The sequence below is a fragment of the Pseudomonas carassii genome, assembly GCF_036324045.1.
GTDB classification, from domain to species: Bacteria; Pseudomonadota; Gammaproteobacteria; order Pseudomonadales; family Pseudomonadaceae; genus Aquipseudomonas; species Aquipseudomonas peradeniyensis.
This window is the reverse complement of sequence record NZ_JAZDCT010000040.1, coordinates 22,887-48,247: the sequence shown is the minus strand read 5'-3', so window position 1 is coordinate 48,247 and position 25,361 is coordinate 22,887. Positions and strand designations below refer to the sequence as shown.

Here is a 25,361-nt window from a genome sequence, read left to right as displayed (position 1 = left end):
TCAGGCTTGCAGCATACGCTGGATCTTGACGACCAGCGTCTGCAGCGAGAACGGCTTGAACATCAACGCCGTGCCCGGTTCGTCGAGCAAAACCTGCTCGACCGGGTCGCTGGTAAAACCAGTGATGAACAGGATTTTCTGCTCCGGCTTCATCATCCGCAGCGCCTTGGCCACCTGGCGCCCGCTGAAGCCTCCCGGCAAGCCGATATCAGTGATCACCAGGTCGAACGGACCGTGATGCCTGAACTCACTCAGTGCGCCATTGGCATCGGCCACATCGCACACCTCGAAGCCGCATTCGACCAGCGCCTCTTTCATCAGGCCGCGCAGATTGACTTCGTCATCGACCAACAGCAGGCGCTCGCCCCGGGCCTGAACCGGCAGCGCTTCCAGGGCGACGCTCTCGGGCAGCACACCCGAATGGCGCGGGAACATCAGCACCACCCGAGTCCCTTGATCCAAGGTCGATTCGATCCACACCTGCCCGCCCGACTGGCGCACGAAACCATGCACCATGGGCAGCCCCAGGCCCGCCCCCTGCCCCAACGGCTTGGTGGTGAAGAACGGCTCGAAGGCTCTCGCCACATCATCCCGGGACATGCCGTGACCATCGTCCTCGATCTGCAACGTGACGTAATCGCCCGCCGGTAAACTGGCCGGCCCCTCGCTGGCCAACGCCAAGCGCTCGTTGGAGGTTCTGATCGTCAGGGTGCCCTTGCCAAGACAGGCATCCCGGGCATTGCTGCAAAGGTGCAGGAGGGCGTTGCGCAACTGATCGGAGTCGACCTGCAACAGCCAGGGCGCGACATCCAGTTGCCACTCCAGGTGCATTTCGGCGCCGAGGGTCTGGCGCAACATCGGCTCCATCTCCTGCAGCAGGCGATTGATATTCAGTGGGTTGGGCGACAGCAGCTGACTACGGGCGAACGCCAGCAGGTTCTGGGTCAGGCCAATGGCGCGCTGGGCACATTCCCGGGCCATCTGCACATACTCCTCGACACGCTCCATCCGCCCCTGAGCCAGGCGCCGCTCGAGCAGTTCGAGGCTACTGCCCACACCGGACAGCACGTTGTTCATTTCATGCGCCAGGCCACCCGCAACCTTCACCACGGACTCCATGCGCTGGCCGTCCCGCACCGCCGCCTCGGCCAGGCGTTGGACCGCCTGGCGGTCAGTGGTGATGTCCCGTCCCACCAGCGCGGGCAATGCCGGATCGGCAACCCCGGTCCAGCGGAACCAGCAATAGTGCCCTTCGTTGTGCCTGACCCGAGCATCGAATGCCGTCATGCCCTGTCCCTGCAGCAGCGACTTCAATGCAAGCTGGGCTTCGGTGCGATCGGCGGGGTGAAACAGTTCAGGCAACGTCACCTGCAGATGCGACTCCTCGCCCCAGCCCAGCAAGCGATGCCAGGCAGGATTCGACGAGCGCACGTGCAGGTTGGCATCGAGCATCAGCATCACGTCGGGCGACAGCTGCCAGGTATGTTGTGGATCGCTCAGGTACTGCTCCAGGCGCGCCTCGAAGGACAGCGCCAGTTCACGCCACTCACGCCCGGTCTCGATACTGGCGGTGGTCTCGATCAGGGCATGCAGGAAGCCGGCAATCTCACCCTGGTCGTTACGGATAGGTGAATAGCAACCCGTCACCCAGGCCGTCACCGCGGAGCCCTCTCGAGTGACAGGCAACGGCGCGTCCTCGATCAGGCTACCCTGCCCCTCCAGCACCTTGAACACCGCCGCGCCCATGCCCTCCCAGTTCTGCGCCCAGAGTGCATCGAAGGACCTCCCCTGATGGCCACCCTCACCGCCCAGCAGGGCCTGGTAGGGTTCGTTGTGAATCACGGTCAGCGCCGGGCCCCAGACCAGCGCACAGGGAAACGGTGACAGCAGCACCATGTCGGCGGCGATACGCAGGGCGGGCGGCCAGGACGTCAGCGGCCCCAGCGGGGTCGTGAACCAGTCGAAGTCGGCGATGGGCTTGCCCATGGTGGCCAGCGGGGAGGAAGGCGGCGCCAGGTGAATGACCTGGATCTCGCCCCCGCCGGCAAGCAAGTCAGCGGCCAATATCTTCGTCCCACAGCTCGGGTTTTTCCTCGATGAACCGGCGCATCAGCGCCTTGCAGGCTTCATCGTCGTGTACGTCCAGGCGTACACCCCGACTGCCGAGCAGTTTTTCCTCTCCCAAGAACGTGGTGTTCTCGCCGATGACCACATGCTTGATGCCGTATAGCAGGATAGCCCCGCTGCACATGGCGCAAGGCGACAAGGTGGTGTAAAGAGTGGACTCTTGGTACACGCGGGCAGGCTGTCTACCGGCATTTTCCAGGGCGTCCATCTCGCCATGCAGGATGGCGCTGCCGTTTTGCACCCGGCGATTATGGCCGCGGCCGATGATCTTGCCGTCGTGCACCAGCACCGAGCCGATCGGGATGCCGCCCTCCTCGAGCCCCTTGCGAGCCTCGTCGATGGCGGCCTGCAGGAAAGTGGAAGTGCCCTTGTCCATGGTTTCTCCCCGGTAATGCATCGATTTTGCAGCAGCCTAGCACAGCGTCCGCCAGCGTGGCGCATTGCGTGGCGGGGACTATGCTGATAGGGCTTTCGATCTTGCTGGCCAACCGTTTTCCCATGGATTCGACGGGCATGCACACATGAACAAGAAGCTCCTGGTCGTGCTGACCAATACCGCCAAGTACCCCACCATCCCGCGCGCCACAGGACTGTGGCTGGGTGAGGCCGTGCACTTCATCGACAAGGTGCAGCAGGCAGGCTTTGCCGTCGACTATGTCAGCCCGGCGGGCGGCTACGTGCCCATCGACCCGCACAGCCTGCGCATGGCGCCGGAGCTGGACTGGCAGTGGTACGACGACAGGACCTTCATGAACCGCCTGGGCACCACGCTGAGCCCCAGCCAGGTCAAGGCCGAGCAGTACAGCGCGATCTACTACACCGGTGGGCACGGCGTGATGTGGGACTTCCCCGACAACCAGCCGCTGCAAGAGCTCGCGCGGTGCATCCATGAGCGCGGCGGCGCGGTCGCCGCGGTGTGCCATGGCGTGGTCGGTCTGCTCAATATCAAGCTCAGCGACAACAGCCTGCTGCTCAAAGGGCGCAGGGTGACCGGCTTCTCCAACACCGAGGAGAAACTGGCGGAACTGGACGAGGTGGTGCCGTTCCTGACCGAAAACGAGCTAGGTGCCCGTGGCGGCGAGTACAGCAAGGCGGACGATCCCTGGGCGCCCTTCGTGGTGGAGGACGGTAGCCTGATCACCGGGCAGAACCCTGCATCCACCGCCGGCGTGGCCGAGGCGGTCATTCGCTACTTGCGCAGCCGGTAGCCGCCACAAAAGCATCGCGGGGCAAGCCCGCTCCCACACCCGTCTGGCGTGGGATCGGGCTTGCCCCGCGATGGATCATGCAGCTGAAGCGCGTTATTCGACGCTCAACACGCCGCGACGCACCTGATCACGCTCTATCGACTCGAACAGCGCCTTGAAGTTGCCTTCACCGAAGCCGTCGTCACCCTTGCGCTGGATGAACTCGAAGAACACCGGGCCCAGCAGGGTTTCCGAGAAGATCTGCAACAGCAAGCGCTTGTCGTTTGCTTCCGAGGCGCCATCAAGCAGGATACCGCGAGCCTGCAGCTGGTCGACCGGCTCGCCGTGCCCCGGCAGGCGCTCCTCGAGCATCTCGTAGTAGGTCTGCGGCGGCGGGGTCATGAAGCGCATGCCCAGGCCCTTGAGCGCGTCCCAGGTCTTGAGCAGGTCGTCGGTGAGGAAGGCCACGTGCTGGATGCCTTCGCCGTTGAACTGCATCAGGAACTCTTCGATCTGCCCCGAGCCCTTGGACGATTCCTCATTCAGCGGAATGCGGATCATGCCGTCCGGTGCGGTCATCGCCTTGGAGGTCAGGCCGGTGTACTCGCCCTTGATGTCGAAGTAGCGGATCTCGCGGAAGTTGAACAGCTTCTCGTAGAAGCCGGCCCAATAGGACATGCGCCCGCGATAGACGTTGTGGGTCAGGTGGTCGATGATTTTCAGACCCGCGCCGACCGGGTTGCGGTCTACCCCTTCGATGAACTTGAAATCGATGTCGTAGATCGAGCTGCCTTCCTCGTAGCGGTCGATCAGGTACAGCGGCGCGCCGCCGATACCCTTGATCGCCGGCAGGCGCAGTTCCATCGGGCCGGTTTCGATTTCCACCGGCTGGGCGCCCAGTTCCAGGGCACGGGCGTAGGCTTCATGGGCGTTACGCACGCGGAAGGCCATGCCGCACACCGACGGGCCGTGCTCGGCGGCGAAGTACGAGGCGATGCTCTTGGGCTCGTTGTTGAGGATCAGGTTGATGCCGCCCTGGCGATACAGGTGCACATCCTTGGAGCGGTGGCTGGCCACCTTGGTGAAGCCGAGAATCTGGAATACCGGCTCCAGCACGCCAGGGGTCGGCGAAGCGAGCTCGATGAATTCGAAGCCTTCCAGGCCCATCGGGTTGTCGAAGATATCTGCCATGTGGGTGTCCTCATCTATAAGCGAAAAACGGTTTATTACAGGCTTTGGATGTGGAAATGGCGTGGTGGTGAGCAGGGGATCCCGCGCACGCTGCGGGCCAGGAAGTCACCAATGATCAGCTTGAACCCATGGTATGTCATATGGACCCATTCTCGGCGGGCTTGATTCCCCGGGAGGCGGAGAACCTTATTGTTGTATTCGTAACCCGATTCTACAGTGCGTAAATTTGTTTGTCGCGCTTTAGTTCGCAGGTTGTTCCGACAAACGGCTATTCTCAGCAGCATCCCGTCGCCTCGCAGAAGGTTCGCCCGCGCATGCCCTTGACCGCCAAACGCCCCGCCCGCTGGAGCTGGCGCGCCCTGCTGCCCTGGGGCGTCGGCGTGCTGCCGCTGCTGTGCGGGCTGGCGGTGATGCGCTGGCAGACTGAACAGGAACTGCAGGCCAGCAGCCAGGCCACGGCCCGTGAAGTGGGCATGCATGTCGAAGCGATCCTCGACAGCCTGTCCACCGCCGCCCACCAGCTGCTGCCCAAGGCCGGACTGCCTTGCGACCAGGTGCAGCTGGCCCTGCGCATCGAGGTGACGCGCAACGCCTTCGTGCGCTCGACCAACCTGTTCGATCACAATCGGCTGTACTGCACCTCGCTGTTCGGCGACTTCGACGAGCCGGTGGATGCCAGGGACTACACCAATGGCCAACTGTGGCTGATGAACGGCAACTCGGTCACCCCGGGACAGGCCCTGCTGGTCTACCGGGTCAGCCAGGAAGGCCGTGGCGACCGGGGCGCGATCACCACCGTGGATGGTCGCCACCTGCTCACCGCGCTGCACCTGATCGGCGCCGACAACCTGTTGAAGGTACATGTCGGCAATCACTGGATGGGCAGCGATGGCCAGGTTCACGACGGCGAGCCGCCGGTCGCGGCCACCGCCGCCACCCAATATGCCTCCACCCGTTATCCGTTCGATGTGCATGCCGGCTACGAGGAAGGCAAGCAGGCTGCGTTGATGCGCTCGCGCTACCCCGCCCTGCTGAGCCTGTTGTTGCTGCTGGGCGTGGCGGCCGGCGCCGCCTGTCGCTGGCAGATCCGCCGCGCCAGCTCATCGCGCGGCGAGCTGGACCGGGCCCTGGACGCCGACGAGTTCGTGCCGTACTTCCAGCCGGTGGTGCGCAAGGGCGACTACCGCTGGGCCGGGGTCGAGGTGCTGATGCGCTGGCAGCACCCCCGCGAAGGGCTGGTGCGCCCGGACCTGTTCATCCCCTACGCCGAGCACAGCGGCCAAATCGTCGCCATGACCCGGTCCCTGATGCTGCACACCGCCCAGACCCTGGCTCCGCATGCGGCGCTGTTAGAGGACGGCTTTCATGTCGGCATCAACATCACCGCCGACCATTGCCGCGACCTGAGCCTGCTCGACGACTGCCAGACCTTCCTCCAGCACTTCCCGCCCGGGCGCGTAGTGCTGACTCTGGAGCTGACCGAACGCAAGCTGATCGAGCCGACCCCGGTAACCCTGGAACTGTTCGAGAAGCTGCACGGCATGGGCGTGATGATCGCCCTGGACGATTTCGGCACCGGCCAGTCCAGCCTCAATTATCTGCGCCAGTTCCAGGTCGACTACCTGAAGATCGACCAGAGCTTCGTCGCCATGATCGGCGGCGACGCCCTGTCCCAGCACATCCTCGACACCATCATCGAGCTCTCGGCCAAACTGGGCCTGGGCATCGTCGCCGAAGGCGTGGAGACCGAGGTGCAGCGCGACTACCTGGCACGCCACGGGGTGGATTTCCAGCAGGGCTACCTGTTCGCCCGGCCGATGCCCGCCGGCGAACTGCTGCTGGCCCTGGCCGCCCAGCCGGGCAGCCCGCAGTTGCCGCCGGGCAACGCCCCTGAGATCATGCGCGGCTGATCCGCCCGCTCACTTCCCGTTTTCCGAGGCATTCGTGTCAAAAGGCATTCTTTCGTCGGTCATGGCGTCCTGTCTGTTCGCCGTGATGTACTTCTATACCTCCTTCCTCAAGCCCCTGGACGGCGAGGAGATCTTCGGCTGGCGCACCCTGCTGACCCTGCCCTGCCTGACACTGTTCATGCTGGTCTCGAAGGACTGGAAACGGGTCGGCGAGCTGCTCGGGCGGGTGCGCCGCACGCCGCTGCTGCTGCTCGGCATGGTCGGCACCTCGTGGCTGATGGGCGTGCAGTTGTGGCTGTTCCTCTGGGCGCCCCTGCATGGGCGCAGCCTGGAAGTGTCGATGGGCTACTTCCTGCTGCCGCTGGCCATGGTGCTGACCGGACGGCTGGTGTATGGCGAACGCCTGTCGCGCCTGCAGAAGGTCGCGGTGAGCTTCGCCGTGCTCGGGGTTGGCCACGAACTGTACCAGCACGGCAGCTTTGCCTGGGAAACCCTGCTGGTGATGATCGGCTACCCGATCTACTTCGTCCTCAGACGACGCTGCCGCACCGACCACCTGGGCGGTCTATGGTGCGACATGTGCCTGCTGCTGCCGTGGGCCCTGTACTTCGTGATCCAGGGCCCGCTGTCGGCGGCGGACCTCGCCGAGCACCCGGGCCTGTACGGGCTGATCCCGCTGCTCGGGGCGATCAGCGCCTGCGCCCTGATCGCCTACGTGCTGGCCAGCCGTCTGTTGCCGTTCAGCCTGTTCGGCCTGCTCAGCTACGTCGAGCCGGTGCTGCTGGTGGGCGTGGCCCTGCTGCTGGGCGAGACCATCGGCCCCGACCAGTGGCTGACCTACCTGCCGATCTGGGCCGCCGTGCTGGTGCTGGTGCTCGAAGGCTTCAAGCACCTGCTGCGTCAGCGTCGGCGTTCGGTGTAAGGCGCACCTGGCGCACCCGACGCTCCTCCACCGCCACCACGGTCATGGTCCAGCCGTTCCAGGCCAGGTGATCGCCCACCACCGGCAGGCGGTCCAGCAGGCTCATCACCAGGCCGGCCAGGGTCTGATAGTCCTCGGTGGCGCGAGCGGCGAAGCCGGTACGCGCCTGGACCTGGGCCAGGTTCAGGGCGCCACTGACCACGAAACCGCCTGCCTCCTCGACCACGCCCGGCCCCTCCACCTCGCTCGCGTCCGGCAGCTCGCCGGCAATCGACTCGAGGATGTCGGTCATGGTCAGCACCCCGGTAAAGTCGCCGAATTCGTTGACCACGAAGGCGATGTGGGTGGACTGGGCGCGCATCTGCTCCAGGGCGTTGAGGATGCTGAAGCTCTCCAGCAGGTTCAACGGCGCCCGCGCCAGGTGTTCCAACGCCGGCTGGTTGCCGCCCAGCAGTTCCTTGAGCAGCTCCTTCTTGTGCACGTAGCCCAGCGGCTCCTCGATGCGCCCGTCGCGGATCAGCGGCAGGCGCGAGTACGACGAGTTGACCAGCATCTGGGTGATCGCCTCGGCCGGCTGCGACAGGTCGATGGCATCGACCTTGGCCCGCACCGTCATCACCGTGCGGATCGGCCGCTCGGCCAGGTTGAGCACACCGCTGATCATCACCCGCTCACGGCGGTCGAACACCACCTGCTCGTCGCCACCAGCCACCAGGTCGGCGATCTCCTCGCCCACCTCGTCGGCCTCGACCCGGCGCCCGCCCATCAGGCGCAGCACCGCGTGGGCCGTGCGCTCACGCAATGGCCGGTGCTGATGCAGGCTGCGCTTGCGGCGGGCGCGGGCCAACTGGTTGAACAGCTCGATCAGCAGCGAGAAGCCGATGGCCGCGTACAGGTAGCCCTTGGGTATATGGAAGCCCAGGCCTTCGGCGGTGAGGCTGAAGCCGATCATCATCAGGAAGCCCAGGCACAGCATGATCACCGTCGGATGGGCGTTGACGAAGCGGGTCAGCGGCTTGCTGGCGACGATCATGATGCCGATGGAGAAGATCACCGCGATCATCATCACCGACAGCTGCTCGACCATGCCCACGGCGGTGATCACCGCGTCCAGCGAGAACACCGCGTCGAGCACCACGATCTGCGCGACGATCGGCCAGAACGCCGCGTGACGGGTCACGCCGCCGCTCTGGGCGACATGGCCCTCGAGGCGTTCGTGCAACTCCATGGTGGCCTTGAACAACAGGAACACACCACCGAACAGCATGATCAGGTCACGGCCGGAGAAGGTCTTGCCGAACACTTCGATCAGCGGCGCGGTAAGGGTCACCATCCACGAGATGCTGGCCAACAGGCCCAGGCGCATGATCAGCGCCAGCGACAGGCCGATCACCCGGGCGCGGTCGCGCTGGTGCGGCGGCAGTTTGTCGGCGAGGATGGCGATGAACACCAGGTTGTCGATACCCAGCACCAGCTCGAGGACGATAAGCGTCAACAGGCCCAGCCAGGCCGTGGGGTCGGCTAGCCATTCCATTAGCAGGTACTCACGAGGGCGGCGTCACGAGGACGCAGGAAGGAAGGCCGGGACGGCCAGGGACTGGGGGGCTCCGCGAAGGTGCTCATATAGACCTTGATAGAAAATAGGGATGTCGATCCTACAATCGAAGCAGATTTCTCTGATAGCGCAAAACTATTACAAAAGCTGTAACAGGTGCCGATGGGCATTTTTGTTCAATACACCTGTCACGGGCTCGGCCAGGATGACCACACCTTTCCCTTCAAGGAAACCTTCGATGAGCCTGACCTTGTCCATGGCGGCCTTTGCCCTGGCCGCCTCCATCTCCCCCGGCCCGGTCAATATCGTCGCCCTCGGCAGCGGCGCGCGCCATGGTCTGCGGGCCAGCATCGGGCATGTAGCCGGCGCCACCCTGGGTTTCTGCCTACTGCTGGTGCTGGTGGGGCTGGGCGTGCATGAGCTGTTGCTGCGCTGGCCTTTGCTGGGGCGCTTGCTGCACGGGGGTGGCGTGCTGTTTCTGCTGTACATGGCCTGGAAGCTGGCCAGCGACGACGGCGGGCTGGGCACGGATGATACCGCGCGAGCGCCCAGCGCCTGGCACGGCGCGGCCATGCAGTGGCTGAGCCCCAAGGCCTGGCTGGCGGCGGTGGCCGGGATCGGCGCCTATACCGGCGGCGAACAGCAGTTGCTGTGGCTGTTCACCTGGATCTACGGGCCGATCTGCTTCCTGTCGGTAGCCAGCTGGGCCTGGGCCGGCAGCGTGATCCGCCAGTACCTGGCCGAGCCATGGCGGATGCGCCTGCTCAATCGGGTGCTGGCGGGGTTGCTGGTGGCGAGCGCGGTCTACCTGATGCTGTGATGACCGGCATTGCCAGTGCCGACATGATTACCCCATGAACAGCCGGTACGCCGGGTTCTCCGTTTCGTCCCAGTACGGGTAGCCCATCTCGTCCAGCGCCCGTGACAGCCCGGCCAGTTCGTCGTCCGGCACCTCCAGCCCGGCGAATACCCGGGCCTGCGCCGCGCCATGGTTGCGGTAGTGGAACAGGCTGATGTTCCAGCGCTTGCCCAGGCGCTCGAGGAAGCCCAGCAACGCTCCTGGACGTTCGGGGAATTCGAAGCGCAGCACCCGCTCGCCGGCCCCCGGCGCCGCGTGGCCGCCGACGGTGTGACGCACGTGCAGCTTGGCCAGTTCGTTGTCGGTCAGGTCGAGCACCTGGTAGCCCTGCTCGCCCAGGCTGGCCAGCAACTGCTCCCGTGGGTCGTGCTGGGGGTGGGTCTGCACGCCGACGAACAGGCGCGCCTCCTTGCCCGGGTAGTAGCGGTAGTTGAACTCGGTGATCTGACGCTTGCCCAGGGCCCTGCAGAAGGCGCGGAAGCTGCCGGGGCGCTCGGGGATGGTCACGGCGACGATCGCCTCGCGCTGCTCGCCCAGCTCGGCGCGCTCGGCCACATGGCGCAGGCGGTCGAAGTTGACGTTGGCGCCGGAGTCGATCGCCACCAGGGCCTGGCCCTGCAGGCCTTCGCGGGCCACATAGCGCTTGATGCCGGCCACGGCCAGGGCGCCGGAGGGTTCGGTAATCGAGCGGGTGTCGTCGTAGATGTCCTTGATCGCCGCGCACAGTTCATCGCTGCCGACCGTCACCACCTCGTCGACGAAGTGGCGGCACAGCTCGAAACAGTGGGCGCCGATCTGCGCCACCGCCACGCCATCGGCGAAGGTGCCGACCTGTGGCAGGATCACCCGCTCGCCGGCAGCCATGGCGGCCTGCAGGCAGTTGGAGTCCTCAGGTTCGACGCCGATCACCTTGACCTCGGGCCGCAGGTACTTGACGTAGGCGGCGATGCCGGCGATCAGGCCGCCGCCGCCGACCGGGACGAAGATCGCATGCAGCGGGCCGGGGTGCTGGCGAAGGATCTCCATGGCCACGGTGCCCTGCCCGGCGATGACGTCAGGGTCGTCGAACGGCGGCACGAAGGTCGCCCCGTCGCGATCGGCCAGTTGCAGGGCATGGGCCAGGGCGTGGGGGAAGCTTTCGCCGTGCAGCACCACATGGCCGCCCCGTGAACGCACCCCCTCGACCTTGAGCGAGGGGGTGGTGGTGGGCATGACGATGGTGGTCTTGATGCCCAGGTGCGAACCGGCCAGGGCCACGCCCTGGGCATGGTTGCCGGCCGACGCGGTGATGACGCCGCGCTCGCGCTGGGCGGGGCTCAGGCGCGACAGGCGGGTGTAGGCGCCGCGGATCTTGAAGGAGAACGTTGGTTGCAGGTCCTCGCGCTTGAGCAGGATCTGGTTGCCCAGGCTGGCCGACAGGGCCGGCGCCGCTTGCAAGGGGGTTTCGATGGCCAGGTCGTACACCGGGGCCGAGAGAATCCGCCGCACTTGCTCGGACAGCAGTTGCTGGGGCGTTGTCGGGGTACGCGGGGTGACGTTGAGGCTGGTCATCGATGACTCCTGGTTTTTTTGTGTGCCCAGGAGTCAGAGAGAAGAAACCCGCCTCCAGGGCGGGTTCAGTGCATGTGTGCGCTAGCCCGCCAAACTGATAATGGCGGTAATAATGCTGAGGGCGCGATGCAGCGGGAATGGGTTCATGGGGTGGGAAGCTAGCTTGAGGGCGGGGGGAAGTCAAGGGGGCTTTGGCTTGGCTTCAAGAGAGGTGGTTTTAAAATATGTATGCACATTCGTAGAAGATATCGACATTTATTCACCTTTCCGCCCTTACGGCGGGTTACTTTGGTCTTAACTCGCCGTCCGCGGCCAAAGTAACCATGGGCCTGCCCCGCTCCATTCATCCGACCCCTACGCTTCGCTCCGGGGTTCCCTCGCTCCGTTCTTGCTCCTGAAGTCGCAATTGGTGTTGCCTGAACTATTGCGCACTTAGAAGCAAGAGCAAGAGCAAGAGCAAAAAGTTAGTTGTTTGACCATTAGTTATAACTTGGCTGTCCCGGCCCTTTCGCGGGGCAAGCCCGCTCCTACAGGGCTCTATATAGCGACGACTATTGCGTGGGAGCGGGCTTGCCCCGCGATGCGATCGAGAGATTAGTTAAGTTTCAACTAGCGAGAGCTGCGCCAGTCCAGGCACCGCTCGTAACTTCGCGACTTCAGGAGGCCGAACGTAGGACTTGCGGAGGGAGGTGACGGGCATGGATGCCCGTCAAGCGCTGGGGCCCAGGATGGGCCCTGCAGCGCGGTCCTCCCGGGAGCAAGGCCGGAGTGAGGGAACCCGGAGCGAAGCGTAGGGCCGGATGAATGGAGCGCAACGGCTTTGGTTACTTTGGCCACGACCAAAGTAACCCGCCGTAAGGGCGGAAAGGTGAATAAGCGTCGACATCGCAAATGAATGCGCATACAACTTCCAAACCCACCAAACAACAACAACAACAACAACAACAACAACAACAACAACAACAACCCCAGGTCAGGCCCCAGGCCCCCGAGGCAACGCGTCAGCCTGAGCCGTGCTAGCCGCGACCGGCGGCGTCAACCGCAACACCCGATCCCGCCCCCCTTCAGCCAGCAAATACCCCCCCTTGCCATCCGGAACAATAGCCTGAGGCGCCTTCAGATAGCTGAGAATCGTATGCCGAGTACCATCACCATCAATACGCACCAACCGCGCCCGATGAGTGGAGTCCTCACTGATCCACAGCCCACGCTGATCGCAAAGCAGGAAGGTCGGATTACGCAGCCCCTCGACCACCACCGGATCGGCGCCTTCGGCATTGAACGCACGAATCTTGCCGGCGGCCTTCTCGGTATACAGCAGCCGCCCATCGGTGCAACGGGTCAGCCCTTCGGTCTCGGTCAACCCCGCACGCAGCACATCGAGCTCGCCGCTGCGCCAGTCGTAGCGCATCAGCCGGCCATCGCCCTTGCGGTCCTCGATGGCGTAGAGGTGCTGGCTATCGTTGTACAGGCCCTGCACGTTGTTGCCCTCGAACAGCTGGCTGACCTGGCCATCACGCGACACGCTGACCGGCGCCCCGCCCACCTCCTGGCTGAACGCCCAGCCGCCGTCGACGGCGACCATGCCATCGGGCTTGGACAGACCCTCGAGCACCACCACCCGGTCGCCCTCGGCGGTGATGCGCATGATGCTGCCCTTGCCGCCGTTTAGCTCGCGGCTGACCAGCAGGCTGCCGTCGGCCTGGGGTAGCAGCGAAGCGGCCCGGGTCACCGAGTTGTGCAGCACCTGCACGCCCCAGCCCTCGGCGGCCTGCACCGGGTAGAAGGACTGCCAGCCGAAGAAGCCCAAGGTACAGGCCACCAGGCCTCCGGTAGCGGCCAGGGCAAAGCGGACGGCACGTTGGCGCAGGACAGGCATCATCGATTCAGCTCCAGGGAAGTGCTGGCGATGCTAGCAAGGTGATGTGAAAAAAATGTCATGACCACAAGCCTTGAGAAACTTCCTACAGCCGCGCCATGAGAACACTGTCATCACATTCAGCAACTGGATACTGGGTATTCCAACATTTAATTTGTAGATGGCGTCGGCCCACCCCTATGCTGTCGGTGCATCCCCTGCACGCACCGGCCGGTGTGGTCCAAGGCATGGGGAGAGAACAACAAGTCGAGACCGTTCATGTCGAAACCTTCCTACTTCGCCCCTCACGGTGGGCACCCGGCTCAGACCGAGCTGCTGACTGACCGTGCCATGTTCACCGAAGCCTATGCCGTCATCCCCAAGGGCGTGATGCGTGACATCGTCACCAGCCACCTGCCGTTCTGGGACAAGATGCGCATGTGGGTCATCGCCCGCCCGCTGACCGGTTTCGCCGAGACCTTCTCCCAGTACATCGTCGAAGTCGCCCCCGAAGGCGGCAGCGAGCGTCCTGAGCTGGACCCGAACGCCGAAGCGGTGCTGTTCGTGGTCGAGGGCGAGATCGACATCACCGTCGAAGGCAAGCACCACACCCTGGTTCCCGGCGGCTACGCGTTCCTGGCCCCGGGCGCCGACTGGAGCCTGCGCAACAACAGCAAGGCCAACGTCACCTTCCACTGGCTGCGCAAGCACTACCAGAAGGTCGAAGGCCTGCCGGTTCCGGAGTCGTTCGTCACCCACCGCGACAACGCCACCGTCATCGAGATGCCGGGCACCGAAGGCCGTTGGGTCACCACCCGCTTCGTCGACATGGCCGACATGCGCCACGACATGCACGTGAACATCGTGACCTTCCAGCCGGGCGGGGTGATTCCGTTCGCCGAAACCCACGTCATGGAACACGGCCTGTACGTGCTGGAAGGCAAGGCGGTGTACCGCCTGAACCAGGACTGGGTCGAGGTCGAGGCCGGCGACTTCATGTGGCTGCGCGCCTTCTGCCCGCAAGCCTGCTACTCCGGCGGCCCGGGTCCGTTCAGCTACCTGCTGTACAAGGACGTCAACCGTCACGTGCACCTGACGCTCAATCCGCAGCGTTGATGCCCGTTGCTTGACCTCTGTAGGAGCGGCTTCAGCCGCGTTGCCTGCATCGCGGCTGAAGCCGCTCCTACAGAGGGACCGCACGGACGACCTCCTGCAGGTCTTGATCCATACTGATCGGACCTTCCCCCCTTCGGCCTCCCCGCCATGACCCTCCTGCGCCCCCTGTTCGTCCTGCTGCTCCTGCTGCCGGGCACCGTGCCGTGGGCGGATGACTGGCAACTCGCCCACCAGGAAGACGGCATCGATGTCTACCTGAGCAGCGTCGACGGCTCGCCTTATCAGCAATTCCGCGGCGTCACCCGGATCAAGGCCAGCCTGCGCACCCTCACCGACCTGCAGGAGAACCTGCGGGTAGCCTGCAAATGGTTGTACGCCTGCGCCAACATGCGCCTGCTGGAGGTGGACGGCGACACCACCTGGGTCTACCTCACCACCGCCCTGCCCTGGCCGGCCAAGCCCCGCGACATGGTGCTCAAGGTCCGCACTGAGCGCCTCGACGACGACACCCTGGTCCGCCACCTGAGCGCCGAGCCCGGACGGGTGCCGACCGCGCCCGGGCTGATCCGCGTGCGCCGGCTCAGCGGCGAGTGGATCATGCGCCCGCTGGGCGAGCGCGAGACCGAGGTCACCTACCAGCTACGCGCCGACCCGGCCGGCGATGTGCCGGGGTGGCTGGCCAACCGCTTCGTGGTGGATGCGCCGATGGTCACCCTGAAAACCCTCCGTGCCGTGGCCGAGCGCCAACCGTAATGGCTAGCGACTGCGCAGCAGCAGGGACGCCAGCGCACAACCAAGCAACGCCACGCACGACAGGTAGAACGCATCCGAATAGGCCATCAGGTAGGCTTGCTCACGCACGCTCTGGTCGATCAATGCCAGGGTCTGCATTACCTGTGGCGACTGCGGGTCGACCATGCCACCGGGCAGGCGCTGCTGCAGCGCGCCATCGAACAGCGTCAGCCCTTCGCCCACCCGCACCGAATGAAAGCGCTCGCGCTGCGACACCAGTTGCGTCAGCAACGCCGTGCCCAGCGCGCCGCCGAGGTTGCGCAGCATCGAGATCAGCGCCGAGGCCGAGCCGGCCTGGGCCTTGTCCAGGCCTTTCACCGCCAGCACCGACAGCGCCACCATGATCAGCGGCTGGCCGATGCCGCGCACCACGGTCGAGGGGATGATCACGTTGCTGCCCGCGTCTACCGTCAGCGTCGATCCCAGCCAGCAACCCAGGGCCATGATGGCGAAGCCGCTGGCCACCAGCAGCTTGGCGTTGAGCCAGCGCATCAGGCGTGGCAGCAACGGCGCCAGCAGCAGCTGGACCAGGCCGTAGGCAATCAGGCTCTTGCCGATCTCGCTGGCGCTGTAGCCCTGCACCAGCGACAGGTAGTTGGGTACCAGGAACACCAGGCCGAAGGTGGCCGCGCCGAACACCGCCATGGCCAGGCTCGACACGCCGAAGTTGTAGCTGCCCAGCAGGCGCAGGTTGATGAACGGCCGCGCGCCCCACAGCTGGCGCTGGATGAACAGCGCCAGGGCGATCACCGCGACGAGGCTGAAACCGACGATGAAGCGCGATTCGAACCAGTCCTTGCGCCCGCCCTCCTCCAGCACCACCTGCAACGCCCCCAGCCCCAGCGCCATGGCGACGATGCCCAGCCAATCGGCCTGGCGCAGTGCGCTGCGATCACCGGCCTGGCCCTTGATCGACCAGGCCACCGCCGCCAGCAGGGCCACGCCCGGCGGTAGCTGCAGCAGGAAGATCCAGCGCCAGGAGTACATATCGGTGAGCCAGCCGCCGATCGACGGCCCGGCGGCCTGGGCCACGCTGTTGGACAGGCTGAACAGCGCCATCCCCAGCGCCAGGCGGCTGGCCGGCAGCTCGGTGATGATCAGTTGCATCGACAGCGGGATCAGCACCGCGCCCGAGGCGCCCTGGATCACCCGCAGGCTGATCATCGCCTCCAGGCTGCCGGCCATGGCGCAGCTCACCGAGCTGACCAGGAACACCGCCGAGCCCACCAGCATCACCCGGCGCAGGGAGAACACCTGCACCAGCCAGGCGGTCAGCGGGATCATGCTGATCTCGGCCACCAGATAGGCCGTGGAGATCCACGAGCCTTCCTCGAAACTGGCCCCCAGCGCGCCCTCGATCTCGGGCAGGGCGGCGCTGGTGACATGCACGTTCATGCCGGCCATGAAGCAGCCGAACAGGCCGCCGATCACCGCCACCCAGGCGCGCAGGGAGACGTTGTCCTCAGCGCTCATGGCGGGCCTGCCGGGTGTCGACAGTGGCGATCACCGACATGCCGGGCAGCAGCCGTGGGCTGTCGTCACCTTCCGGGTCGAGGTGGATGCGCACCGGGAAACGCTGGACGATCTTGGTGAAGTTGCCGGTGGCGTTGTCCGGCGGCAGCAGCGCGAACACCGCGCCGGAACCTGGGGAGACGCTGTCCACCGTGCCGTGCCAGTGCTGGCCGAAGGTGTCCACCTCAAGGGTCACCGGCTGGCCGGGGCGCATCTGCGCCAGCTGGGTTTCCTTGAAGTTGGCCACCACATACGCCTGCGCCACCGGCACCAGCGCCAGCAGCGGCAGGCCGGGAGTGACGTACTGCTGCTGGCGCACCTTGCGCTGGCCGACCACGCCGTCGAACGGCGCGCGGATTTCGGTGTCGGCCAGGGCGCTGCGGGCCAGGTCCGCCTCGGCGCGGGCCTGGTCGAGGTCGGCCTGGCGCTGCAGCAATTCGGCTTCCAGTTGCTTGCCCTGCTGCTCCAGCATCGCCTTGCGCGCATGCTGGCGGGCCAGTTCGGCGTCGGCGGCGCGCTGCATGGCCTGGGCCTGGATGCGGGTGGCGCGGGCCTGCTCCATGCGCTGCACGCTGGCCGCCTGCCATTGCGCCAGGTGCTGGTAGCGCTGCCAGTCGGCCTCGGCCCTCTGCGCCTCGCCGCGACTGCCGCCGCGCTCGGCGTCGGCGCGGGCGATGGCGTGGGCCTGCTCGTCCTGCTCAGCAGCGAAGGCACGCAGGCGCATGCGTTGCACCTGCAGCGCCGCCTCGCTAACCGCCAGTTGCGCCTCGGCCTTGCGCAGGCGATCGCGAAAGTCGCGTTCGTCCAGGCGCACCAGCAGGTCGCCGGCCTTGACCGTGGCGTTGTCCGCCACCGCCACCTCGGCCACATAGCCACTGACCCGGGCACTGATCGGCGCCCAGTCGGCGCGCACGTAGGCGTCGTCGGTCTGCTCCAGGAAACGGCCATCGAGCCACCAGTAGCCGCCATAGGCCGCCACCAGCAGCCCCAGTCCCCCGGCCAGGCCGAAGCGCAGCAGGCGCTGGCGGCGCCGGGCGCGGGTTTGTTCGAGGGTGTGCTGGGGATCTGGGCTGACCGCCTGGTTCATGCTGGGCTCCATCCGGTGGGGGGAGCGCCAGGGTACGGAATCTGCGATTGTCGTTCGCTCGCGAATCGGCAAGCAATCGTCGCGAAATGGACAGCAGATCAGCGAGTAGAGGACCTGTAGGAGCGGCCTTGTGTCGCGAAAGGGCCGTGGAACGGCCCCAGAATAGCAGCGTTGATGCAAAGATCGCCGGGGCCGCCTTGCGGCCCTTTCGCGGCACAAGGCCGCTCCTACAGGGGGGCGTCCGCTGCCTTCAATCCTGCAGGAACGCCAGCACCTGCTCCGCGGCCATCTGCGGGTCTTCCTGCATGAAGCAATGCCCGCCCGCCACCTGCTGCGCGCTCACCTTCGCATTGAGCCCCGCCAGGCGCTGTACCGAGTGCGGCACGAACGGGTAGGTCTGCTCCCCATACAGAATCCGCGTCGGCGTCTGGATACGGCCCAGCTGCTGCCACATGCGCTCGGGGAACGAACTGAAGATCTCCACCTCGCGGCTAGGCCGGCACTTGAGCACCACGCCTTCGCCGCAATCGCCGATGGCGTGCTCCACATAGGCCTGCAAGGCAGCGTCGGTCCAGCCCTTGAAGATCCCCCGCCCTTGCAGCGAGGCCTGCGCCGCCTCGCGGTCGGGCCAGTGGCTGCGGCGGGTGGCGGCCTTGCGCGCCAGGGCGTGACGACGGTGCAGGCCGACCATGGCGGCGGCGCCCATCACCCCGATCATGCGCCGGCTGAACAGTACCGGGTCGAGCAGCACGGCGCGTTGGAACAACTGCGGCTCACTGGCCAGGATCAGGCCGGTGAGCACGCCGCCGAAACTGTGGCCCAAGGCGTAACGCGGGATATCGCCGTATTCGCCGCGTCCAGCCTCGAACGCCTCCACCGCCAGCGCCGCGCTGCGATTCCAACCGCAAAAGGCGCCGCCGTAGTCACTGTCGCCATGGCCTTGCACATCGCTCAGCCACAGGTCGAAGTGTTCACCCAAGCGCATGAGCATGGGTTGGTAAACCAGGCTGCAGAAGCCGTTGCCATGCAGAAAATGCAGCAGCGGTTTGCCACTGGCGGGGGTTCGCCATCCACGCAGGGTAAAGCCTTCGGCGCATTCATGGGACCAGGGAATCAACTCCATCGACGGCACTCATCGGCTCTAGGAAAACGCCGATTCTACAAACAGCAGCGGATACAGTGAAATCACCAGCAGCACGGCCATCAGGACATTGAACAGCACCACCGCGCGCGGATTGCGCAGCAGGTTGCGCAAGGCGCTGCCGAACATCACCCAGATGCCGACGCTGGGCAGGTTCACCAGGGCGAACACGGTGGCGATGACGATCACGTTGAACACGTAGCCCTGGGCCGGCGTATAAGTGGTGATTGCCCCGATCGCCATCACCCAGGCCTTCGGGTTGACCCACTGGAATGCCGCGGCGCCCCAGAACCCGAGCGGCTTGCGGCTGCTGGCGGCATCGCCGGACATCGGCCCGGAGGTGGCGATCTTCCAGGCCAGGTACAGCAGGTACGCCGCGCCCGCGTAGCGCAGGATGCCGTACAGCGGCGGCCAGGCCTTGAACACCTCGCCCAGCCCGAGGCCCACCGCCAGCACCATCACCATGAAGCCGACACTGATGCCCAGGGCGTGGGGAATGGTGCGGCGCACGCCGAAGTTGACCCCCGAGGCCAGCAGCATGGTGTTGTTCGGACCGGGGGTGATGGAAGAAACGAAGGCGAACAGGACGAACGCACTGAGCAGATCGAGGGAGGCAAGCATGGCGGCGGTTTCCGGCTTTTCTGATTATCGAAAGGCCACAGTAGCGGAGGGCTGGGGGGAATGACCGGTACAGTTAGGTGAAATTGAGCAGATACAACTTTCTGTTTCATCCACATGCATGCCTGCTGGCCGCCATGGATACACCGGCGCGGCAAATCTTCACCAGACACCTGGCGATCTTCCCTCCTCTTCCCTGACACTACAGACCGCCTACGCACCTCATAAATTACAAGGAAGCCCCACCATGCCCGTGACCATCCGCCCCGCAGTTCGCGGCGACGCCGCCCAGATCCTGACCTTCATCACCGAGCTGGCCGACTACGAGCGCGCTCGCCACGAAGTGGTGGCGACCCTCGCCGACATCGAGCACAGCCTGTTCGACGAGAGCAGCACGGTGCGCAGCCTGGTCTGCGAGCACGACGGCCAGACCATCGGTTTCGCCGTGTATTTCTACAGCTACTCCACCTGGCTGGGGCGCAACGGCATCTACCTCGAGGATCTCTACGTCACGCCCCAACAGCGCGGCGACGGTGCCGGACGCACGCTGCTGCGGCATATCGCCCGCGAGGCGGTGGAGAATGGCTGCGGTCGCCTGGAATGGAGCGTGCTGGACTGGAACGAGCCGGCCATCGGTTTCTACCGCTCGCTGGGCGCCGAGCCGCAGGACGAGTGGATCCGCTACCGCCTCGACGGCGAGCGTCTGCGTCAGTTTGCCGAAGGCTGAGGCGCCTCGCCCCAGAACGACGCCTGCGCCAGCACCGGCACCTCGACGCGGCTGCGCTGGCCGCCGCGCTCGATCACCAGGCCGCGGTCTTCGATAGCCACCAGGCGCACGCCGCGGGCCAGTTCCTCGCCGTTACGCACGGCACGCGCCGGGCCACCGTCGATGCTGACGATGGCCACCGCGCCCTGGCTGCCGGCCATCACCCCGCTGACCTGGATCTGCACCTGCAACGGCAGGTCGGCGAACCAACGCCCGGCCGGCGTTTCACCAGGTGCCAGGGCTTCGGCAGGCTGCAGCGAGGCTACGCCCGGCGAGGGCTGCAGCAACAGGCTGGTCCAGGTCACCAGGCCGGCGATGAGGGCCAGCACCCCCAAACCCTGCAACAACAGGCCAGGGGACAGCTTTGGATGGGCAATACGCATGGTCACGCGCTCCTTGTGTGCCTGCGCCCAAGCATACCGACCTAATCTCACGGTTTTGTTTCACACGGCGATCATCTTGCGCGGGCAAGCTGTCGGGCAGGACAAGGAGCGCCCCGTGAACAGACAACGTGGTTTCACCCTGATCGAACTGATGGTAGTGCTGGTGATCGTCGGTATCGCCAGCGCCGCCATCAGCCTGAACATCCGCCCCGACCCGGGCAAGCACCTGCGCGCCGACGCCGAGCGCCTGGCACGCCTGCTGGAACTGGCGCAGAGCGAAGCCCAGGCTGATGGCCAGCCGCTGCGCTGGCACAGCGACCGCGACGGCTACCGCTTCGTCCGCGCCGATGGCCGGGTGCTCGCCGACGGCCCGCTCAAGCCACGCCGCTGGCAGGCCGAGGCGGTCAAGGTGCAGCGCGAGCCCCGTGGCGCGGTGTGGCTCGATGGCGAATGGATCGGCACGCCGCTGACCCTGCGCCTGAGTAGCGGCGCGCTGCGGATGGAACTGGCGCGCAACGCCGCCGGCCAGGTGCGGGTCAGCCAGCCATGAACCGGCAAGCAGGCTTCACCCTGATCGAAGTGATGATCGCCATCCTGCTGATGGCGGTGGTCAGCCTGATCGCCTGGCGCGGGCTGGACAGTGTCAGCCGCGCCGACCGGCATGTGCGTGAGACCAGCGAGGACCAACAGGCGATCCTGCGGGTGTTCCAGCAGCTGGAGCGCGACCTGGCCCTGCGCGCCACCGTCGAACTGGTCGAACCACCCCTGCCCGGCCGCGAACCGCCGGGCAAGCCATTGCTGCCCGCGGTGCGCGCGCGTGCCGACCGCCTTGAGCTGGTGCGCTCCGGCGCCGTCGACGGTAGCGGCCTGCAACGGGTGCGCTGGTACGTACGCGGCGGCACCCTGTATCGCGCCGCCGCGCCGCTGCGCGAGCGCTTTGCGCTGCCCGCGCCCAAGGCCGCGGTGGCCGTGCTGGACAACGTCAGCGCCTTCGAGCTGCGCAGCTGGCAGGCCAAGGGCGGCTGGCGCTCACCGGCCAGCGAAGCCGACGACAACCCCGCCGGTCTCGAAGTACGCCTGAACCGCCGTGGCCCCCAGGGCGAGGAACGTTACCGCCAGGTACTGGGGCCGTTCAACTGACCAGCACCACGCCGCCCGGCAGTTCCAGGCAGCGCGCGCCATAGGCGACGCGGATCAGTTCGGCGGCCTGGCGCAGCTGGTCGAAGCTGAACCGCGCCTGCACCCGTCGACGCCCCAGCGTGGGGTTGAGCAGCACCAGGCGGCCGGGGCGGTAGCGGTTGATCTCGTTGATCACCAGGGCCAGCGGCGCATCACGAAATACCAGCATGCGCTCGCGCCAGGCCATCACCTGGCCCGGATCGAACGGCTCTGGCATACCGATGCCTTGCGCGCCATAGCGCAACTGACGGCCCGCCGGCAGCGTCTCGACCTGCCCCTGGACAGCCACGCGCAACTCGCCACCCAGGCAGGTGACGCAGACACCTTCATCGTCCTCACGCACGTTGAAACGGGCCTGGTCGGCGCTGATCACGCCGCCCTGCGCCCGCACCCGCAGGGGCTGATCGGCCTGCACCTCGATCTCGCCGGCAAGCAGTGCGATACCCTCGGCCTCGCGGCTGACCCGGGTACGCACATTCAGCTCAAGCTCGATCCCGGGCGCCAGTTCCACCCGTTGCTGCTCACCGACCTCGGTGGCAAACGCCGGTGCCGGCGCCATGGCCTCCTCGAGCAGGCCGCCGCGCCAGACCACCAGCGCCACCGACGCCGCCAGCGCGCCACCCAGCAGCGCCCGACGCCCGAGCCACGGCGCGCCCTGCCGGGCCTGCCGGGCCGCTGGCCCGAGCAGCTGCCATAGCTGGCGTGCCTGGGCAAAGGCCTCGGCATGCGCCGGGCTGCGCGCGCACCACTGGCGCAGGGCCCGGGCATCGGCCTGGGTGGCCTGGCCGGACGTCAGCCGCAGCAGCCAGTCCTGGGCCTGGCGCTGCAAGTCGGAATCGGGCGGAATCTGGGACATGGGGCTCACATGAAGAGGTCGACTATCGTTCAAGACGGTTTTCCCGCGCCGGGACCGAACCGCTGAAACACTTTTCGGTCCAGGCGCATCGCGCAATGCCCTAGCGCCGCCTTGAGTTCCTTCTCCACCGTGCGCGTGGAGATACCGAAGCGCTGGGAGATTTCCAGGTGCGAGGCCTCCTCCAGGCGGGCGGCGATGAAGATCCGCCGACGTCGGGCCGGCAGTTCGTAGAGCGCGCCCAGCAGGTTCTGGATCTCGCGCTGGCCGCCGACGATGCGCGCCGGGTCCTGGTCTTCGGCCACCTGCAGCAGCGCCTCGATCTCGGCGCCGGTGAGCAGCCGGGCGTCGGCCTCGCGACGGTCGGCGGCGACGTTCAGGGCCATGCGGTACAGGTAGGCGCCGGGGCGCTGCAGGTCGTGCGTCGTATCCATGCGGTCCACCCGCAGGTAGGTTTCCTGCAGCACGTCGTTGGCTAGGTCGTCAGAACCGAGCCGACGCCTCAGGCGTACCCTGAAGGCGTCGTAGGAGGTCAGAAACAGCTTGACCAGCGCACTGTCCCGAGGTTTGTTCATGCCGCCGCAGCTCCTTGCGAAAGTGGGCAATCCATAGGTTCCGGGCGCAGCAGCAGGGTCAGCGGCTGCGCCAGGGATGTCGGCGGCGCCTGCTCAAGGCGCACCGTGCGCAAGCGCTCGACCAGCGCGGCGTCGCGGGCGAAATCGCCGGTCGAGGCCAGCAGGCGGCTCTGCACCAGCTGGCCGCTGGCATCGATCCACACCTGCAAGGCCGCCCGGTAAGCGCCCGGCCGGGTCAACGGCGAGGCGCACAGGGCGCGCTCGACCGCATGCTGCAGTGCCAGCGCATAACTGCCCGATGCCAGGCCGCCAGCGCGCCCACGCTCGGGTGTGCCGCGCAGGCGCAGCGGTTGCAGGGTGAAGCCCGCGCCGCTGTGGTACGCCTGCAGGCCGGTGCCCTGCAGCAGTCGCTGCAAGCCTTCGCGCGCCGGGTAACGGCCTTGAACCTGGCTGGAACGCTGGCCGGCGAGCAAGGCCTGGTCGACCAGCACGGCCAGGCCGCTCTGCCGGCCGAAGCTGTCCAGCGCCCGGTCCAGCGCCTGCGCCGGGATATCCAGGGTCAGCAACGGCTGGCCACGCAGTCCGGGGGCCGCCAGCAACCAGGCCAGCATCAGCGCGCCGGCCACGAGCAATGCACGCACAGCTGTCCGGGCCTCCTTGCTGGCCGCCGTCGCCGGGGAAACGTCATCCTGGGGCCTGTGTATGACGCTGTGGTGACAGCCGGCGGCAACCAAAGCTTCACCCCGATCAACGCCTGCGGGCGCTAGACTGCACCGAGGAAGATTGCCAGGAGACCCGCCATGCACCGCCTGCCCCTGACCGCCCTGCCCCTGCTGCTGGCCTGCGCCTTGCCGGCGCTCGCCGAACCGCCCAAGGACGGCCAGGGCTGCATCGACGTGCAGGTTGGCCAGTCACGGGCACTGGCCTATGACTGCCTGACCCAGCAGTTGCAAGGCAGTGATCCGCGCGCCGCCAAGGGGCTGCGCGAACAGCTGGATCCGGCGCGGCAGATGCAGCGCAGGGCGCCGAACCAGATGGGGCTGGCGACACCGGCGGCGACGTCAACGCGCATGGGCAACAGCTTTGGCAGCTCGGCGGTACCGCAAAGGCCTTGATGCAAGGCGCGACCTGGGAGGGCTCAGGTCAACCGCTTGTGCAGGAAATAGCGGGTATGCCCGGGCGGGAAGTCGGCAAGCTCACCAAACACCTCGAACCCCAGCTTGCGGTAGAAGTCCGGCGCCTGGAAGCTGAAGGTGTCCAGCCAGATCCCACAGCAGCCCTTCTCCCTCGCCAAGGCCTCGGCCTGGGCCATCAACTCGCGCCCGGTGCCCTGCCCGCGCATGCGCTCGGGCACCACCAGCAGCTCGACGAACAACCAGTGCCCACCGAGCCTGGCGTACAGCCCGCCGACCACCTCATCGCTGGCGGGATCGCGCAGCGTCCAGGCGACGGTAGCCGCGCCGGGAGAGCCGATCACACCGTCGTTGAAGGCGCGCAAGGGTTTGAGGATCGCATCGTGGTGCAGGCTGGTGGCCTGGTCGGTGAAGTCGATGGTGAGCGTCATGGCAGGTCGTCCGGTTGACCACATGGAAAGAGGCGCAAAACGCGCCAGATCAAATTTACTGCTTTCAGGTACGGGGGCTACTGGTGTGGAACGCGCACCTCGTGTAGAACGTCCCACCCCCACATTACTGGAAATCACATGCGACACCATACCGCCATGCTCTTGCTGCTTGCCTTGACAGGCTGCAGCAGTACCCCCACGCATCTCTCGGAAGGCGCTGAACACACGCTAAATGCCCCAATGCCAACATCCGAGGCGCAGCGTGTCTGGGACTGCGCAGGCACGACCAATGCCAAGGCTGCGCTGAAAATGATTTTCAAATTGCAAGGACGCCCCGCGCAATGGGGTGGCGAAGTATGGGCACTCGAAGAACGCGCCAGGCGAGTCGGCTGTACGCAGGCGGAGATGGATGTCCGGGATATGGGGCGATTTTCGGATCCGCTCAATTGGCCAGAGCCAGGAAAAATCCCGCGCCCACAGTAGTCTCCAGGCAGTGGATCACCATCTACGCCAAGTGACTGAATTCAACGAACGATTGGACCGAACTTGCCAAGCTTGAGGCTGCAGTAATGGGTACAGAATTGGTACAGGATTAAATTTCCTTCACGTTGCGCC

General features: G+C 66.0%; 25 protein-coding genes. 10 read left to right on the top strand and 15 right to left on the bottom strand.

Going from position 1 to position 25,361, the window contains the following annotated elements; all coding sequences use genetic code 11:
* The gene (locus V0R62_RS23220; protein ID WP_330105391.1) at window positions 1-2,064 is read right to left on the bottom strand and encodes a hybrid sensor histidine kinase/response regulator; all 2,064 of its coding nucleotides are present in this window, start codon (window positions 2,062-2,064) and stop codon (window positions 1-3) included.
* A complete protein-coding gene (locus V0R62_RS23215; protein WP_234561421.1) occupies window positions 2,054-2,503 on the bottom strand; it encodes a nucleoside deaminase in 450 nt (149 codons plus the stop codon). The genes V0R62_RS23220 and V0R62_RS23215 overlap by 11 nt, the downstream gene beginning before the upstream one ends.
* 145 nt (window positions 2,504-2,648) lie before the next feature.
* Here V0R62_RS23215 and V0R62_RS23210 point away from each other — a divergent pair, with 145 nt between their 5' ends.
* Complete coding sequence (locus V0R62_RS23210) at window positions 2,649-3,335, top strand: type 1 glutamine amidotransferase domain-containing protein (protein ID WP_330105390.1); 687 nt, start codon at window positions 2,649-2,651, stop codon at window positions 3,333-3,335.
* 93 nt (window positions 3,336-3,428) lie between these two features.
* Here V0R62_RS23210 and hppD read toward each other — a convergent pair whose 3' ends face one another.
* Window positions 3,429-4,505 carry a 4-hydroxyphenylpyruvate dioxygenase gene (gene hppD / locus V0R62_RS23205; protein ID WP_330105389.1) on the bottom strand — a complete coding sequence of 359 codons (1,077 nt, stop codon included), beginning with the start codon at window positions 4,503-4,505 and terminating at the stop codon, window positions 3,429-3,431.
* A 314-nt stretch (window positions 4,506-4,819) separates the two neighbouring features.
* Between hppD and V0R62_RS23200 the strand changes: the two genes are divergently transcribed.
* Both V0R62_RS23200 and rarD read left to right on the top strand, forming a co-directional pair.
* Window positions 4,820-6,415, top strand: a complete 1,596-nt coding sequence (locus tag V0R62_RS23200; RefSeq protein ID WP_330105388.1) for an EAL domain-containing protein — start codon at window positions 4,820-4,822, stop codon at window positions 6,413-6,415.
* A gap of 34 nt (window positions 6,416-6,449) precedes the next feature.
* A complete protein-coding gene (rarD, locus tag V0R62_RS23195; protein ID WP_330105387.1) occupies window positions 6,450-7,337 on the top strand; it encodes an EamA family transporter RarD in 888 nt (295 codons plus the stop codon).
* On the opposite strand, the gene V0R62_RS23190 is transcribed toward rarD, so the two are convergent.
* Entirely contained in the window at window positions 7,300-8,871 is a 1,572-nt protein-coding gene (locus V0R62_RS23190; protein ID WP_330105386.1) for a TerC family protein, read from the bottom strand. The genes rarD and V0R62_RS23190 overlap by 38 nt on opposite strands.
* Window positions 8,872-9,130: 259 nt before the next feature.
* On the opposite strand from V0R62_RS23190, the gene V0R62_RS23185 reads away from it, so the two are divergent.
* Entirely contained in the window at window positions 9,131-9,712 is a 582-nt protein-coding gene (locus V0R62_RS23185; RefSeq protein ID WP_330105385.1) for a LysE family translocator, read from the top strand.
* A 27-nt stretch (window positions 9,713-9,739) separates the two neighbouring features.
* On the opposite strand, the gene ilvA is transcribed toward V0R62_RS23185, so the two are convergent.
* Together ilvA and V0R62_RS23175 are read right to left on the bottom strand one after the other, a co-directional pair.
* Window positions 9,740-11,302 carry a threonine ammonia-lyase, biosynthetic gene (gene ilvA / locus V0R62_RS23180; RefSeq protein ID WP_330105384.1) on the bottom strand — a complete coding sequence of 521 codons (1,563 nt, stop codon included), beginning with the start codon at window positions 11,300-11,302 and terminating at the stop codon, window positions 9,740-9,742.
* 973 nt (window positions 11,303-12,275) lie between these two features.
* Window positions 12,276-13,184: an NHL repeat-containing protein gene (locus V0R62_RS23175; RefSeq protein WP_330105383.1), complete on the bottom strand. Its 909-nt coding sequence runs from the start codon at window positions 13,182-13,184 to the stop codon at window positions 12,276-12,278.
* A gap of 255 nt (window positions 13,185-13,439) precedes the next feature.
* Between V0R62_RS23175 and V0R62_RS23170 the strand changes: the two genes are divergently transcribed.
* Window positions 13,440-14,276 carry a bifunctional allantoicase/(S)-ureidoglycine aminohydrolase gene (locus tag V0R62_RS23170; protein WP_028692239.1) on the top strand — a complete coding sequence of 279 codons (837 nt, stop codon included), beginning with the start codon at window positions 13,440-13,442 and terminating at the stop codon, window positions 14,274-14,276.
* A 147-nt stretch (window positions 14,277-14,423) separates the two neighbouring features.
* Window positions 14,424-15,029, top strand: coding sequence for an START domain-containing protein (locus V0R62_RS23165; protein WP_330105382.1), 606 nt, complete (start codon window positions 14,424-14,426; stop codon window positions 15,027-15,029).
* A 3-nt stretch (window positions 15,030-15,032) separates the two neighbouring features.
* Here the strand turns inward: V0R62_RS23165 and V0R62_RS23160 are convergent, their stop codons facing one another.
* The 4 genes from V0R62_RS23160 to V0R62_RS23145 form a co-directional block, all read right to left on the bottom strand.
* Window positions 15,033-16,541 (bottom strand): MDR family MFS transporter, encoded by a 1,509-nt coding sequence (locus tag V0R62_RS23160; protein ID WP_330105381.1) that lies wholly within the window; start codon window positions 16,539-16,541, stop codon window positions 15,033-15,035.
* The gene (locus V0R62_RS23155) at window positions 16,531-17,667 is read right to left on the bottom strand and encodes an HlyD family secretion protein (protein ID WP_330105380.1); all 1,137 of its coding nucleotides are present in this window, start codon (window positions 17,665-17,667) and stop codon (window positions 16,531-16,533) included. The genes V0R62_RS23160 and V0R62_RS23155 overlap by 11 nt, the downstream gene beginning before the upstream one ends.
* A 250-nt stretch (window positions 17,668-17,917) precedes the next feature.
* Complete coding sequence (locus V0R62_RS23150; RefSeq protein ID WP_330105379.1) at window positions 17,918-18,790, bottom strand: alpha/beta fold hydrolase; 873 nt, start codon at window positions 18,788-18,790, stop codon at window positions 17,918-17,920.
* A gap of 18 nt (window positions 18,791-18,808) precedes the next feature.
* Entirely contained in the window at window positions 18,809-19,429 is a 621-nt protein-coding gene (locus tag V0R62_RS23145) for a LysE family translocator (RefSeq protein WP_330105378.1), read from the bottom strand.
* Window positions 19,430-19,673: 244 nt separating this feature from the next.
* On the opposite strand from V0R62_RS23145, the gene V0R62_RS23140 reads away from it, so the two are divergent.
* Window positions 19,674-20,153: a GNAT family N-acetyltransferase gene (locus tag V0R62_RS23140; RefSeq protein ID WP_330105377.1), complete on the top strand. Its 480-nt coding sequence runs from the start codon at window positions 19,674-19,676 to the stop codon at window positions 20,151-20,153.
* On the opposite strand, the gene V0R62_RS23135 is transcribed toward V0R62_RS23140, so the two are convergent.
* Window positions 20,135-20,575, bottom strand: coding sequence for a type II secretion system protein N (locus V0R62_RS23135; protein WP_330105376.1), 441 nt, complete (start codon window positions 20,573-20,575; stop codon window positions 20,135-20,137). The genes V0R62_RS23140 and V0R62_RS23135 overlap by 19 nt on opposite strands.
* Window positions 20,576-20,690: 115 nt before the next feature.
* Between V0R62_RS23135 and gspH the strand changes: the two genes are divergently transcribed.
* Both gspH and V0R62_RS23125 read left to right on the top strand, forming a co-directional pair.
* On the top strand, window positions 20,691-21,125 hold the full coding sequence (gene gspH / locus V0R62_RS23130) for a type II secretion system minor pseudopilin GspH (protein ID WP_330105375.1): 435 nt from the start codon (window positions 20,691-20,693) through the stop codon (window positions 21,123-21,125).
* On the top strand, window positions 21,122-21,715 hold the full coding sequence (locus V0R62_RS23125) for a PulJ/GspJ family protein (RefSeq protein ID WP_330105374.1): 594 nt from the start codon (window positions 21,122-21,124) through the stop codon (window positions 21,713-21,715). Before gspH ends, V0R62_RS23125 begins: the two co-directional genes overlap by 4 nt.
* On the opposite strand, the gene V0R62_RS23120 is transcribed toward V0R62_RS23125, so the two are convergent.
* From V0R62_RS23120 to V0R62_RS23110, 3 genes are read right to left on the bottom strand one after another with little or no spacing between them, the layout of a single operon-like run.
* Window positions 21,708-22,610 (bottom strand): FecR family protein, encoded by a 903-nt coding sequence (locus tag V0R62_RS23120; protein WP_330105373.1) that lies wholly within the window; start codon window positions 22,608-22,610, stop codon window positions 21,708-21,710. The two genes, V0R62_RS23125 and V0R62_RS23120, sit on opposite strands and share 8 nt — an antisense overlap.
* A gap of 29 nt (window positions 22,611-22,639) precedes the next feature.
* Entirely contained in the window at window positions 22,640-23,182 is a 543-nt protein-coding gene (locus V0R62_RS23115) for an RNA polymerase sigma factor (protein ID WP_330105372.1), read from the bottom strand.
* Window positions 23,179-23,823: a secretin and TonB N-terminal domain-containing protein gene (locus tag V0R62_RS23110; protein ID WP_330105371.1), complete on the bottom strand. Its 645-nt coding sequence runs from the start codon at window positions 23,821-23,823 to the stop codon at window positions 23,179-23,181. Before V0R62_RS23110 ends, V0R62_RS23115 begins: the two co-directional genes overlap by 4 nt.
* Before the next feature lie 159 nt (window positions 23,824-23,982).
* Here V0R62_RS23110 and V0R62_RS23105 point away from each other — a divergent pair, with 159 nt between their 5' ends.
* The gene (locus V0R62_RS23105) at window positions 23,983-24,297 is read left to right on the top strand and encodes a hypothetical protein (RefSeq protein ID WP_330105370.1); all 315 of its coding nucleotides are present in this window, start codon (window positions 23,983-23,985) and stop codon (window positions 24,295-24,297) included.
* 23 nt (window positions 24,298-24,320) lie between these two features.
* Here the strand turns inward: V0R62_RS23105 and V0R62_RS23100 are convergent, their stop codons facing one another.
* The gene (locus V0R62_RS23100) at window positions 24,321-24,746 is read right to left on the bottom strand and encodes a GNAT family N-acetyltransferase (RefSeq protein ID WP_330105369.1); all 426 of its coding nucleotides are present in this window, start codon (window positions 24,744-24,746) and stop codon (window positions 24,321-24,323) included.
* Window positions 24,747-25,361: the final 615 nt, after the last annotated feature.

Coding starts and splice junctions, on each gene's coding strand:
- V0R62_RS23215 (WP_234561421.1), bottom strand. CDS start 2,503: ATGGACAAGGGCACTTCCACTTTCCTGCAGGCCGCCATCGACGAGGCT.
- V0R62_RS23210 (WP_330105390.1), top strand. CDS start 2,649: ATGAACAAGAAGCTCCTGGTCGTGCTGACCAATACCGCCAAGTACCCC.
- hppD (WP_330105389.1), bottom strand. CDS start 4,505: ATGGCAGATATCTTCGACAACCCGATGGGCCTGGAAGGCTTCGAATTC.
- V0R62_RS23200 (WP_330105388.1), top strand. CDS start 4,820: ATGCCCTTGACCGCCAAACGCCCCGCCCGCTGGAGCTGGCGCGCCCTG.
- V0R62_RS23190 (WP_330105386.1), bottom strand. CDS start 8,871: ATGGAATGGCTAGCCGACCCCACGGCCTGGCTGGGCCTGTTGACGCTT.
- V0R62_RS23185 (WP_330105385.1), top strand. CDS start 9,131: ATGAGCCTGACCTTGTCCATGGCGGCCTTTGCCCTGGCCGCCTCCATC.
- ilvA (WP_330105384.1), bottom strand. CDS start 11,302: ATGACCAGCCTCAACGTCACCCCGCGTACCCCGACAACGCCCCAGCAA.
- V0R62_RS23175 (WP_330105383.1), bottom strand. CDS start 13,184: ATGATGCCTGTCCTGCGCCAACGTGCCGTCCGCTTTGCCCTGGCCGCT.
- V0R62_RS23170 (WP_028692239.1), top strand. CDS start 13,440: ATGTCGAAACCTTCCTACTTCGCCCCTCACGGTGGGCACCCGGCTCAG.
- V0R62_RS23165 (WP_330105382.1), top strand. CDS start 14,424: ATGACCCTCCTGCGCCCCCTGTTCGTCCTGCTGCTCCTGCTGCCGGGC.
- V0R62_RS23160 (WP_330105381.1), bottom strand. CDS start 16,541: ATGAGCGCTGAGGACAACGTCTCCCTGCGCGCCTGGGTGGCGGTGATC.
- V0R62_RS23155 (WP_330105380.1), bottom strand. CDS start 17,667: ATGAACCAGGCGGTCAGCCCAGATCCCCAGCACACCCTCGAACAAACC.
- V0R62_RS23150 (WP_330105379.1), bottom strand. CDS start 18,790: ATGGAGTTGATTCCCTGGTCCCATGAATGCGCCGAAGGCTTTACCCTG.
- V0R62_RS23145 (WP_330105378.1), bottom strand. CDS start 19,429: ATGCTTGCCTCCCTCGATCTGCTCAGTGCGTTCGTCCTGTTCGCCTTC.
- V0R62_RS23140 (WP_330105377.1), top strand. CDS start 19,674: ATGCCCGTGACCATCCGCCCCGCAGTTCGCGGCGACGCCGCCCAGATC.
- V0R62_RS23135 (WP_330105376.1), bottom strand. CDS start 20,575: ATGCGTATTGCCCATCCAAAGCTGTCCCCTGGCCTGTTGTTGCAGGGT.
- V0R62_RS23125 (WP_330105374.1), top strand. CDS start 21,122: ATGAACCGGCAAGCAGGCTTCACCCTGATCGAAGTGATGATCGCCATC.
- V0R62_RS23120 (WP_330105373.1), bottom strand. CDS start 22,610: ATGTCCCAGATTCCGCCCGATTCCGACTTGCAGCGCCAGGCCCAGGAC.
- V0R62_RS23115 (WP_330105372.1), bottom strand. CDS start 23,182: ATGAACAAACCTCGGGACAGTGCGCTGGTCAAGCTGTTTCTGACCTCC.
- V0R62_RS23105 (WP_330105370.1), top strand. CDS start 23,983: ATGCACCGCCTGCCCCTGACCGCCCTGCCCCTGCTGCTGGCCTGCGCC.
- V0R62_RS23100 (WP_330105369.1), bottom strand. CDS start 24,746: ATGACGCTCACCATCGACTTCACCGACCAGGCCACCAGCCTGCACCAC.